The organism is Simplicispira piscis (assembly GCF_054783455.1).
In genome coordinates this window covers 26602-38032 of sequence record NZ_BAAGQN010000005.1, presented here as the reverse complement: position 1 = coordinate 38032, position 11431 = coordinate 26602, and the positions used below count along the sequence as shown (strand labels likewise).

Sequence of the window (11431 nt, the reverse complement as noted above, 5' to 3'; positions counted from 1 at the left end):
GCCAGTCAGACTGCCATGATGGTGGCCTGACTTAAACCAACTGGCCTCCACGAAAGCCGGGGCGATTCACTGCCAAGAATGCAGCGACTGGCAAGTAGCACAGCTACTTCCCCTCATGCTTACTAAGCGACCAGGATCATGGGTACTGCGTTCCGAAGATGACGACGCCTTTCTCCGCTCAACCGACATTGGTTTACACAACCTGAGCGTCATTTCAAAGTCGATTTCGATCTTCGACCCGCCCCACGTAGCAGTCCCAATCCGTCCGAGTACCCGGCGCCCGCCCGCGCTTCTTGGGCGCTGCAACCATGACCGGCGCAACGCACGTCCTGCACCACATGCCCCGGATTTTTCTGGCGTGCAGTGGCTGGATCTGCCGCCCTTAGCGCCCAGAGGGCATTTGGCCACTTCACATAATTAATGCGCTTAACAAACAAATTACGCAAACAAACTGAGGTTAATTTGCCTTAAAGGCATAAATAATTGTGCAATCTGGCCAATGTTTTGCGTTCTGCGTTTGATCCAGATCAGTGCCGCACCCCCCTTGCCGCCACGATCATCCGGGCTTTGCAGACCCCCCGGAGACACCCCATGACCCTCGGCCTTGCGCTGCTGCGCGCCCTCAAGAACCACGGCGCGCAGGAAATTTTCGGCATTCCTGGCGACTTCATCCTGCCGCTGTTCAAGCAGATCGAAGAAAGCCGCATCCTGCCGCTGCACACCCTGAGCCACGAGCCCGCGCTGGGCTTTGCCGCCGACGCGGCGGTGCGCATGCACTGCGGCCTGGGCGTGATGGCCGTGACCTATGGCGCCGGTGCGCTCAACGTGGTGAACGCCGTGGCCAGTGCCTATGCCGAATGCTCGCCGCTGGTCATCCTGGCCGGTTGCCCCGGCGAGGTCGAGGCGCATTCGGGTCTGGTGCTGCACCACCAGGTGCGCAGCATCGATTCGCAACTGCGCATCTTCAGCGAGATCACCTGCGACCAGGTGCGCCTGTCCAACGCCGACACCGCCCCTGAAGACATTGCCCGCGTGCTGCGCAACTGCCGCGAATACTCGCAGCCCGTGCTGATCGAAATCCCGCGCGACATGACGCTGCAGCCCATGCGCGAAGTGCCCGTGCTGCCGCCGCGCAGCTTCAACGCCGAGGCGGTGGCCGAGGCGGCCGACGAATGGCTGGCGCGCATCCACGCTGCCAAAAACCCGGTGATGGTGGTCGATGTGGAAGTGCGCCGCTTTGGCGTCGAAGCCCGCGTGGCCGAGCTGGCGCGCCGCCTGCAGCTGCCCGTGCTCACCACCTTCATGGGCCGGGGCCTGCTGGCCGAAGATGGCGTGGACTTGCACGGCACCTACCTGGGCGTGGCGGGCGCGCCCGAAACCACGGCGCTGCTGGATGACTCCGACCTGCCGGTGATGCTGGGCGCCATCCTGTCGGACAGCAACTTTGGCGTGAGCGCGCAGCGCATGGACTTCCGCCGTGCGCTGATTGCCGCACACCGCGAGGTGCGCGTGGGCCACCACGTGTACCACGACATTCCGCTGGCCGCGCTGGTCGAGGCGCTGCTCGAACGCATTCCGCCCGCCAGCGGCGCGCGGCGCACCCTGCCGCCCCAGCCCGAATACCCGCGCGGCCTGGTGGCCGACGACGCGCCGCTGTGCGCGGGCGATCTGAGCCGGGCGCTGAACGACCGCATCCTTGCCCACGGGCCGATGAACATCGTCTCCGACATGGGCGATTGCCTGTTTGCCGCCATGGAGCTGCTGCCCACGCCCCTGGTGGCCCCTGGCTACTACGCCACCATGGGCTTTGGCGTGCCCGCCGGCATCGGCGCACAGGTGGCCACGGGCGAGCGCAGCCTGATTCTGGTGGGCGACGGCGCCTTCCAGATGACGGGCTGGGAGCTGGGCAACTGCCCGCGCCTGGGCCTGGACCCGATCGTCATCCTGCTCAACAACCAGAGCTGGGAAATGATCCGCGCCTTCCAGAACGAATCTCAGTGCGCGGCGCTGGGCGACTGGCGCTTCGCCGACATGGCCAACGTGCTGGGCGGGCGCGGCCACCGCGTCACCACCCGCAAGGAGTTCAAGGCCGCGCTGGACGCCGCCTTCGCCGAGCGCGGGCGCTTCCAGCTCATCGAGTTCATGGTGCCGCCGGGCGACAGCACGCCCACGCTGCAGCGGTTCTCGGAAGGCATCCGCGCGCTGCGGGCGCGGGCGGCTACCGCCTGATTTTTTTCCACCCCGCGCGGGTGGGCGTACTCCGGGGAACCCTTGCGCAGAACAGGGGCCCGGAGCGGCGCGCCCGCGCTTTCCTTGCCAGCCACCACCACAGGAGACAACCATGCCCGACTTCACCCTCACCATCGGCGGCCAGAACGTCGCGGGCGCCGCCCGCCCCATTCCGGTCATCGATCCTTCCACCGGCCAGCCTTTCACGCACAGCCCCGCCGCCACCGTGGCCCAGCTCGACCAGGCGGTCGACGCCGCCGCCCAGGCCTTTGCCACCTGGCAGCACAGCAGCCATACCGAGCGCAGCGCCGCACTGGAGCGCGTGGCCGTGGCCATCGAGCAGCACGCCGCAGAACTGGCCGAACTGGTGGTGCGTGAGCAGGGCAAGCCTCTCGCGCTGGCGCAAATGGAAGTGGGCGGCGCCGTCGCCTGGACGCGCGCCGCCGCTTCGCTGGAGATCCCGGTCGAGGTGATAGAGCAGCGCGAGGGCAAGCGCATCGAGCTGCACCGCAAGCCGCTGGGCGTGGTCGGCTCCATCACTCCGTGGAACTGGCCGCTGATGATCGCCGTGTGGCACATCATGCCGGCGCTGCGCGCGGGCAATGCGGTGGTCATCAAGCCCTCGCCATTCACGCCGCTGTCCACGCTGCGCCTGGTGCAGATCATGGCCGCCGTGCTGCCCGCCGGCCTGGTCAACAGCGTGGTGGGCGAGGCCGAGGTCGGCCAGGCCATGGCCGAGCACCCGCGCATCGCCAAGCTGGTGTTCACCGGCTCCACGCGCACGGGGCAGGACATCATGCGGCGCGCGGCGGGCAACCTCAAGCGCCTGACGCTGGAGCTGGGCGGCAACGACGCCGCCATCGTGCTGCCGGGCACCGACACCGCCGCGATCGCCGAGGGCCTGTTCGCCACCGCCTTCCTCAACATGGGGCAGACCTGCGCCGCGCTCAAGCGCCTGTACGTGCACGAGAGCCAGGTCGATGCCGTGTGCGTTCAGCTCGCCGCCATCGCCGCGCGCCAGGTGCTGGGCGGCGGCCTGGAGCCGGGCGTCACCTTCGGCCCGGTGCAGAACGCGCCGCAGCTCGCGCGTGTGGAGGCATTGGTAGAAGACGCCCGCGCCCAGGGTACGCGCATCGTCTGCGGCGGCCAGCGGCTGGACCGGCCGGGCTACTTCTACGCGCCCACCATCGTTGCGGGCCTCTCCAACGGCACGCGCCTGGTGGACGAAGAACAGTTCGGCCCCGTGCTGCCCGTCATCGCCTACCGCACGGTCGATGAAGCCGTGGTGCTGGCCAACGCCAGCAGCATGGGCCTGGGCGGTTCGGTGTGGGGTGAGGTGCAGGCCGCCACGGCCCTGGCGCCGCGCCTGGAATGCGGCACGGTCTGGGTCAACGGCCACGCCGAAGTGCTGCCGCACTGCCCGTTCGGCGGCAGCAAGATGTCGGGCGTGGGCGTGGAGTTCGGCCTCGACGGCCTGCTCGAATACACCCAGCCGCAGCTGCTCAACATCAACGGCTGAACGCCATGGACGGCTACCTCGCCCTGGTGCGCGCCCAGCCCCTGGCCATGGCCATGCTGCAGTTCGCCGTGCTTGGCACGCTGGGCGACCTGCTCGGCGCCTGGCTGGCGGCGCGCCGCGTGCACTGGCCGCTGGGCGGCGGCCTGTGGTGGCGCAAGATGGCCAAGTGGGCGCTGCTGGCTGTACCGATCAAGGTGGCCTTCGTGGGCTACGCGGGCTTCGTGCAGGCGCTCGCTGCCCACGGCTGGCTGCCGCAGGGCGAGCCGCTGCTGCTGGCGCTGGCCACCTCGGTGGCCATCAACCTGCAGTTCGGCCCGCTCTTGGTGCTGGGCCACCGCTGGCTCAACAACCGCATCAGCGGCACCCGCGGCTGGCAGCACATCGACCGCAGCCTGTGGAGCCTGGCCTGGTTCTGGGTGCCCGCGCACGCCGTCACCTTCGCGCTTCCGCCGGACTGGCGCATCGGCCTGGCGGCGCTGTGGTCGGTGGTGCTGGGGCTGATTCTGGGCATGTACAGCCCGGTGTGCCAGCGCCCGGTGTCTGTTGCCTGAGCACGATTATTCGATAAAAATATCTATTCATGCGTGGCGCTTGCAAGAATGAAAACAGCGCATAAATATCTATTCATATAATGCTGCATGGCAGCACCTACCCCCCACACTGAAGGCATCCTGCAGGCCCTGCGCCGCCACGGCGGCGTGGCCACCAGTGCGCAACTGGTGAGCGCGCTGGGCGTGAGCCAGCCCACGGTGTCGCGCGCGCTGGCGCCGCTGGTGCGCGCGGGCCGGGTGCGCAAGGTGGGCGCGGCGCGCTCGCAGCGCTACCTGCTGCCGCGTGCGGTGGCAGGGGTGGGCGATGACATCCCCCTCCTGCGCGTCAACACCGCAGGCGTGCCCGCGCCCTTTGGCCGCATGGCGCCCCTGGTGGGCGGCGCCTTCTGGGTGGACGAAGTGGACGGCGTGAGCGAGCGCCACGACGGCCTGCCCTGGTTCCTGTCCGACATGCGACCCCAGGGCTTCATGGGGCGCAACTTTGCGCAACTGCACCCGGACCTGCAACTGCCCCAGGACCCGCGCCACTGGTCCGACGACGACATGCTGCGCGCCCTGGCGCTGCGCGGAGAGGACCTGCCGGGCAATCTCATCGTGGGCGACGCTTCGCTGGCGCGCTTTCACACCCTGGGCCAGCGCCTGGCGCGGGCCGCCTCGCCCGACGACTACCCGGTGCTGGCGCGCAGCGCACTACAGGGGCAGTTGCCGGGTTCGTCCGCCGGTGGCGAGCAGCCCAAGTTCTGCTGCGTGACGCAGGGGCGCAGCGTGATCGTGAAGTTTTCGAGTGCTGGGGATAGCCCGGCCGACCAACGCACCCGCGATCTGCTGCACAGCGAGCACCTGGCCCTGCAGGTGCTCGCACAGGCGGGTCTGCCCGCCGCGCCCACGCAGGTGTTCGAGCGCGCAGGCCGGGTGTTCCTGGAGTCCGAGCGCTTTGACCGCCGGGCACCCTGGCAGGACGACGCGCAAAGCCCGCCGCCGGGGCGCATCGGCATGGTCTCGCTGCTGGTGTACGACGCGCAGTACGTGGGCGAAATGGACCACTGGGCCGCCACCGCCCAGCGCATGCAGGCGCGCGGCCTGCTCACCCCCGAAGACGCCCGCACGCTGCGCCTGCTGGACGCCTACGGCGCCCTCATCGGCAACACCGACCGGCACTACGGCAACATCTCGCTGGTGCTGGTGGAGGACGACTGGCGCCTCTCGCCCACCTACGACATGCTGCCCATGCTCTACATGCCCATCGCGGGCGAACTGGTTCCGCAGGAACTCAGACCCGAGCATATGGTGCCCACGGCCGCCACGCTCGATGTGTGGCGCGAGGCGTGGACGCTGGCGCAGGACTTTTGGCGCGAAGTGGCCTCGGAGGAGCGAATATCAGGCGGGTTCAGAGGCATTGCGCGTGCAAACGCTGGTGCATTGACGCGCTCGACCCAGGGATAGCGCAGGGTCACCAGCGTACTTTGGCAGGCGCTGCAATAGCAGTCGAGAAAAGGGCCAGGTGCGGATGCATGGGTGCCTGTATGCAATCGCCGGCAAGGGCTGTGCCCACGCCAACCTCTGCGCCAAGACCCATCCTCTCCCGTCATGACCTCTCTGCACGGTCACTTCGCCGATGCCGACGAACCAATATCGTGCTGCAACCCGGCAATGAAGATCCGCACCATGCGCTCAACGTGTTCGACGACCGGCAGCCGGTGAAACCAAGGGTCATCGCCCGAGCTGATGCGCAGTGACGTGATGCCGTGCACCATTTCCCAGAACATCTGGGCGGCCATTTCGATGGTGCGCTCGTCAATGGGCACGGCCTGCCCGGCCAGCAACCCTTCGACCAAGGTGCGGGCCAGTGCATAAGCGTCTTCACTCGCGTTGCCGAACTCGATGGAAGAGTTCTCTATGGCCGATACAGGACGCGGCTCCATGAACATCAAGCGATAGGACTGCGGGTGCGCCGTGCCGAAGGCGACGTAGGCCTGCGCAACCCGGTGCAATGAGTCTGCGGGGCTGGAGGCTTCCTGCACGGCCCTTTCCAGGTGGTGAGCGAAGCGCTTGAGGTCGCCATCGACCGCCTGCGTGATCAGCGTGGCCTTGTCCTGAAAGAAACCATAGACCACCGTGGTGGACACGCCGACTTCGTCGGCCACGGCGCGCATTGTGACGGCCTGTGCGCCGCCCTTGCGCAGCAGGCGGCGTGCTGCAGCCAACAGCAACTGGCGGCGTGCTGTCTGCTCCTTGTCGCGCAGGCGCGGGCCCGCCGTGCGCCCAGGGGCGGACGGCGCGGGGCTATCAGCCACCGCCATCTTTTTCGGCCGTGGTGCGGCGCGGGTCTTGGGGGTCTCGGTCGTCATGCTGCGTATTGTGCGCGGTCACTTGCCATGAACTGTCCGCGCCGCGCAATGGGGCACTGTCCATCCGTGGAATCCCCATAAAAAAACAACGTTTTATTTGAGATCATGGTGTTTTACTAAAACATCGGTTTGATCAATGCACATTTCAGGCGATCAGCTCTGGCGCAGGACATCACGGGGTGGGCACTTGTTTGGACGCTGCGCCAGCGTGGCGGCGGTCTTCTTTCTGATCGCATGCAACGGGCCTGCGGTACCTGCTCTGCAGGACGAGGCGCGTGCCGAGCAACTGCGCCCCTCATCGACCGTGTTGGCTGAAAAATACGAGCGCTCGTGCATGGTCTGCCACACCAGGATCGCTGCCAACGCTCCCCTCACGGGCTATGCGCCGGCCTGGGATGCCCGACTCAAGCAGGGCATGGACACCTTGGTACGCCATGCCGAGCAAGGCCTGGGCAGCATGCCGCCGCGAGGGCAGTGCGCCGATTGCACGTTAGATGAGCTGAGGGCACTGGTGTCCTTCATGGCGGGGTCCCACTGAAATGCCGAATATGCCGTTTGAAACTCCCGTCCCTCCCGTTCAGGTGCCCAGGCCACTCGCCAGCCCGATCCGTCGGGCCTTGTTGTGCACCGGCACTGGCGTGGCGCTGGGTGCAGCGCTGGCACCTGTAGAACTTGTCCACTCCGCGTCGCCGCCGGTGGCGCCAGCGACACCGGGGGCAGCGCCTGCGGCCAACCCTCCGGCGCGCTGGCAGAACTGGTCGGGCATTCAGCAATGCCAGCCACAGCGCTTTCTGGTGCCCCGTGACGAGGCTGCGCTGGCCCAAGCGCTGCGCGAAGCGCCCAACGGCCCGGTGCGGTGCGTGGGTGCCGGACATTCTTTTACCGCCCTGGTGCCCACAGACCAATGGCTGGTGTCGCTGGACCAGCTCTCCGGGGTCAGCGAGATGGCGCCTGGCAAGGACACGGTGCTGGTGCAGGGTGGCACGCGCCTGGCCACGGCCTCGCGCCTGCTGGATGCGGCGGGCCTGGCGCTGCGCAACCTGCCAGATGTCGATGTGCAAAGCTACGCCGGTGCGATCAGCACCGCGACCCACGGCACCGGCATGCAACTACCGGCCTTGCATGCCGATGTGGTGGGCCTGCGCCTGGTGACGGCGCGCGGCGAGGTGATCGAATGCAATGCGCAGCAGCGCCCCGAGCTGCTGGCTGCAGCGCGTGTGTCGCTGGGGTGCCTGGGTGTCATCACGCAAGCGCGGGTGCGGGTGGTTCCGGCCTACAGCCTGCACCGCCGCGTGTGGCTGGAGCCTGCGATGCAGCTCTTGGAGCGGGCCCCCGAACTTGCTCGCAAGCACCGCAACTTCGAGTTCTATTACCTGCCCTTCACTGGTTACGCCGCTGGCATTGCGCACGACATCGACACCAGCGGCCAAGTGTTGATGCCGCACGCCGCCGACGAAGACGTGCTGCGCGACCTGCGCCGCCTGCGCGATTGGCTCGGGCACTTCCCCGCGCTGCGGCGCAAGGTGGCGGGCTGGGCCATCGATTCCGATCAGAAGGAAGAATCCAAAAATCGCGCCTGGCGCCTGCTGGCCACCCAGCGGCCGACGCGCTTTAACGAGACCGAATACCACGTACCGCAAGAAGTGGGCGTTGCCTGCGCCAAAGAAGTGATCGCCGCGCTGGAGAAGCGCAACGGCGTGTATTTCCCGATGGAGTTCCGCTTTGTCGCCGCCGATGAGGCGGCGTGGCTCAGCCCGTTCTACCAGCGTGCAAGTTGCTCGATTGCCGTGCACGCGGCGGTGGGCGAACCGTACGACTACCTGGTGTCCGAGATCGGGCCCCTCTTTCGCAAATACCAAGGCCGCCCGCACTGGGGCAAGTTGCACGACCTGGGCGCGGCGCAACTGGCCGCGCTGTACCCGCGCTGGGACGACTTTATTGCCCTGCGGCGCGAGCTGGATCCGCAAGGCCGCTTCTTGAACGCCCACCTGCGCAAACTGTTTGGAGAGACTGCATGAAAACATCCCGTCGCCGCTTGTTGCTGGCCGGTACCGGCGCGGCCGCAGTCGCCGCATTGGCTCTGCGCCCAGGCGAGACCGGTGCTCCGCACGGGCCCTATTTTTCCGAGTTGGCACGCGCACTGCGGGCGTCTGATGTTGCCACCGATACGACCACGCCGGTGATGGTGATCGACCGCGACCGGGTGCACGCCAATATCCGCAAGGTGCGGGCACTGAAGAACCCGGCCGTCGCGTTGCGCGTGGTCGCCAAGTCGCTGCCGTGCTTTGCGCTGCTCGATTTGATTGCCCAACAAACGCAAAGCACCCGCCAGATGGTGTTCAACCTGCCGTATCTGCTGCTGCAAGCCGCCGAGCGCCCGCAGTTCGACCTGTTGCTGGGCAAGCCCATGCCGACTGGCGCGGCGCAGGCGTTCTACCAAAAGTTTCGGGGCGGTGCGTTTGACCCCAGCCGCCAGTTGCAGTGGCTGGTGGATACGCCCGAGCGGCTGGCCGAGTACCAGCAACTGGCACGCGCCCTGGGCCACAAGCTGCGCGTCAACCTGGAAATCGATGTGGGCCTGCACCGTGGGGGATTTGCGAACGCAGAGGCATTGGCGCAGGCCCTGGCGCTGTTGAAATCAGAGCCCTTGCTGGAATTCTCCGGAATGATGGGTTACGACCCGCATGTCACAGAAATCCCCGATCTGCCGGGCGCACGCTCTGCTGCCGCGTCGCACGCCCGAAAGGTGTACGACAGCTACAAGGCCCAGGCCCTGGCAGCCTTACCCACTGCGCGCGAGCAGGCCTCTGCGCTGACCTGGAACGCCGCCGGTTCGCCCACCTTCCACATGTACGACGGCCAGGGTGCGGCCAACGAGGTCAGCGTGGGCTCGGCTTTCGTCAAACCGGCCGAATTTGATCTGCCGCATCTGGATGCCTGTGAGCCCGCTTGCTTCATCGCCACGCCGGTGCTCAAGAGCGGCGCCTTCCAGCTGCCTACAGGCGTGGAGTGGATCGGCAGCGCCGCTCAGTGGTGGGACCGCAACCAGCGCCACGGCGTGTTCCTGTATGGCGGACAGTGGCGCGCCGATGCGGTCTCGCCTGCGGGCCTTGCGCCCAGCGGCCTCTATGGCCTCTCGCCCAACCAGCAGGTCATGGTGGGCTCGGGCCGCCAGGCGCTGGTGCCTAGCGACACCGTGTTCTTCCGCCCGCAAAAGAGCGAAGCACTGCTACAGCAGTTCGGCGCCATCGTCGTGGTGTCGGGCGGCCAGGTGGTGGACCACTGGCCCGTGTTCCCACCTGCGCCCTGAGCTTTGCGCCTTTCACACCACCCCAGGAGACCTTGATGCCGCGCCATGCCTTTTCCCTTTTCTCCCTGCTACTGGCCGCTTTGCCAGCCCACAGCGTCAGCCCGCAAGACGCCCAGGGCCTGTGGCTGAGTGCCGACAGGGCGGCGGTGATCGAGTTCAAACCCTGCGCCGATGCCGCCACGGCGCTGTGCGGCCAGATCGTGTGGGACAAGGACGCCGGTACCCCCGAGGACACCTGCGGCGTACGCATCGCCAAGCTGCAAAAGTTTGACGGCGAGGCCTGGCGCCAGGGCTGGGTGCACGACCCGCGCGACAAGAAAAACTACAAAGGCGCCATCCGCGTCAAGGGGGACGGCAAGGTGCTCGCCGTGCGTGCCTACATCGGCACCGAAATGCTGGGCCAGACCGAAGAGATGACCCGCACCGATACGGTGCCGGACGGCTGCAAAGCGCACTGATCCACACCACAAAAAACCAAATTCATCCGAGGAGACACCCCTATGTTCTGTTCACGTCCCATGGCATCCGCCACCCGCACCATGCTGGCCATTGGCGCCCTTTGCGCCAGTCTGTCGGGCCCAGCCTTCGCCCAGCGTGCGTCTGCCCCCGCGGCAGAGGAGCCCGAAATCCAGTCGTATGCCATCGACGCCGAGGTCAAGCTCTCCAGCGATCGCAAGACGCGCGGCGTGTCCGACACCTTCAACCGCCCTGGTGCCGAGTTGACGGTGGATGCCGTGCACGAGTCTGGTCTTCTCGCCCACTTCCAGCTGGCGTCCGTCAGCAAGGTGACTTTCCCCAACAGCAACCGGCTCAACCCCACACTGGCACTCGGCTGGCGCGGTGGCAACCCCGAAGGCGTGCACTACGGTGCCGCCGTGGCGCGTGAATGGTTTACCCGCGCCCGTGTTGATGCCCCCACGGGGTTCGATGAGCAGATGAACCCGCTGGGTATGGCCACCACCAACTTCAACACCAGCTACCTGCTGGGCGAGTTGGGCTACGGCATCTTCACCGCGCGCTACCTGTACGTGGCCAGCAAGGACTTTCGGGGCCTCAACACCTCTACCGTGTGCGCCGGCTACCTGCCCGCTATGATGGCCGGGGGCGACCCCAGCTCGGCGATGAACTGCTATGGCGCAGGGTTCAAGCACTCGCGCGGCACGCAACTGCTGGACTTTGATGTGGCCTACCCCCTCAACGGCACGACCAAGCTCATCGGCCACCTGGGTTGGCAGTTTGTGCGCAACTTCAGCGCCATGAACACCGTGGACTACCGGCTGGGCATCGAGCACACCCGCTGGGGCTTTGTCTTTGGCGCCGAAATCGCCGGTGCCAAGGCGCGTGAGCGAGAGCTTTTTGTGGCGACCGATGGCAACGGGGTTTCGCGCCGCCTCGACCGCACGGCCATCATCTTGAGCGTTGCCAAGCGCTTCTAGCGGAGGTCTGTCCTGCCGCCCCTCTTACCAAAGGTTTC

General features: G+C 66.8%; 10 protein-coding genes. 9 read left to right on the top strand and 1 reads right to left on the bottom strand.

Annotated features, from left to right (window positions below; all coding sequences use genetic code 11):
• Positions 1–591 precede the first annotated feature (591 nt).
• The 4 genes from ipdC to yjjJ all read left to right on the top strand — a co-directional run bounded on the left by ipdC (position 592) and on the right by yjjJ (position 5742).
• Complete coding sequence (gene ipdC, locus ACYVOC_RS02170; protein WP_461160733.1) at positions 592–2229, top strand: indolepyruvate/phenylpyruvate decarboxylase; 1638 nt, start codon at positions 592–594, stop codon at positions 2227–2229.
• Between the two features lie 112 nt (positions 2230–2341).
• Positions 2342–3748: an aldehyde dehydrogenase family protein gene (locus ACYVOC_RS02165; RefSeq protein WP_461160732.1), complete on the top strand. Its 1407-nt coding sequence runs from the start codon at positions 2342–2344 to the stop codon at positions 3746–3748.
• A gap of 5 nt (positions 3749–3753) precedes the next feature.
• Positions 3754–4299 (top strand): hypothetical protein, encoded by a 546-nt coding sequence (locus ACYVOC_RS02160; protein WP_461160731.1) that lies wholly within the window; start codon positions 3754–3756, stop codon positions 4297–4299.
• Between the two features lie 87 nt (positions 4300–4386).
• A complete protein-coding gene (gene yjjJ, locus ACYVOC_RS02155; RefSeq protein ID WP_461160730.1) occupies positions 4387–5742 on the top strand; it encodes a type II toxin-antitoxin system HipA family toxin YjjJ in 1356 nt (451 codons plus the stop codon).
• A 161-nt stretch (positions 5743–5903) separates the two neighbouring features.
• On the opposite strand, the gene ACYVOC_RS02150 is transcribed toward yjjJ, so the two are convergent.
• Positions 5904–6647 carry a TetR/AcrR family transcriptional regulator gene (locus tag ACYVOC_RS02150; RefSeq protein ID WP_461160729.1) on the bottom strand — a complete coding sequence of 248 codons (744 nt, stop codon included), beginning with the start codon at positions 6645–6647 and terminating at the stop codon, positions 5904–5906.
• A gap of 187 nt (positions 6648–6834) precedes the next feature.
• Between ACYVOC_RS02150 and ACYVOC_RS02145 the strand changes: the two genes are divergently transcribed.
• From ACYVOC_RS02145 to ACYVOC_RS02125, 5 genes are read left to right on the top strand one after another with little or no spacing between them, the layout of a single operon-like run.
• The gene (locus tag ACYVOC_RS02145; RefSeq protein WP_158550319.1) at positions 6835–7185 is read left to right on the top strand and encodes a c-type cytochrome; all 351 of its coding nucleotides are present in this window, start codon (positions 6835–6837) and stop codon (positions 7183–7185) included.
• Between the two features lie 10 nt (positions 7186–7195).
• Positions 7196–8665, top strand: a complete 1470-nt coding sequence (locus ACYVOC_RS02140; RefSeq protein WP_461160728.1) for a D-arabinono-1,4-lactone oxidase — start codon at positions 7196–7198, stop codon at positions 8663–8665.
• On the top strand, positions 8662–9957 hold the full coding sequence (locus ACYVOC_RS02135; RefSeq protein WP_461160727.1) for an alanine racemase: 1296 nt from the start codon (positions 8662–8664) through the stop codon (positions 9955–9957). Before ACYVOC_RS02140 ends, ACYVOC_RS02135 begins: the two co-directional genes overlap by 4 nt.
• Before the next feature lie 35 nt (positions 9958–9992).
• A complete protein-coding gene (locus ACYVOC_RS02130; protein ID WP_461160726.1) occupies positions 9993–10415 on the top strand; it encodes a DUF2147 domain-containing protein in 423 nt (140 codons plus the stop codon).
• 42 nt (positions 10416–10457) lie between these two features.
• Positions 10458–11393, top strand: a complete 936-nt coding sequence (locus ACYVOC_RS02125) for a TorF family putative porin (protein ID WP_461160725.1) — start codon at positions 10458–10460, stop codon at positions 11391–11393.
• Positions 11394–11431 lie beyond the last annotated feature (38 nt).

Excerpts from the sequence above, each read along its gene's own strand:
- ACYVOC_RS02160 (WP_461160731.1), top strand. The coding sequence starts at position 3,754 with ATGGACGGCTACCTCGCCCTGGTGCGCGCCCAGCCCCTGGCCATGGCC.
- ACYVOC_RS02140 (WP_461160728.1), top strand. The coding sequence starts at position 7,196 with ATGCCGTTTGAAACTCCCGTCCCTCCCGTTCAGGTGCCCAGGCCACTC.
- ipdC (WP_461160733.1), top strand. The coding sequence starts at position 592 with ATGACCCTCGGCCTTGCGCTGCTGCGCGCCCTCAAGAACCACGGCGCG.
- ACYVOC_RS02130 (WP_461160726.1), top strand. The coding sequence starts at position 9,993 with ATGCCGCGCCATGCCTTTTCCCTTTTCTCCCTGCTACTGGCCGCTTTG.
- yjjJ (WP_461160730.1), top strand. The coding sequence starts at position 4,387 with ATGGCAGCACCTACCCCCCACACTGAAGGCATCCTGCAGGCCCTGCGC.
- ACYVOC_RS02125 (WP_461160725.1), top strand. The coding sequence starts at position 10,458 with ATGTTCTGTTCACGTCCCATGGCATCCGCCACCCGCACCATGCTGGCC.
- ACYVOC_RS02165 (WP_461160732.1), top strand. The coding sequence starts at position 2,342 with ATGCCCGACTTCACCCTCACCATCGGCGGCCAGAACGTCGCGGGCGCC.
- ACYVOC_RS02135 (WP_461160727.1), top strand. The coding sequence starts at position 8,662 with ATGAAAACATCCCGTCGCCGCTTGTTGCTGGCCGGTACCGGCGCGGCC.
- ACYVOC_RS02150 (WP_461160729.1), bottom strand. The coding sequence starts at position 6,647 with ATGACGACCGAGACCCCCAAGACCCGCGCCGCACCACGGCCGAAAAAG.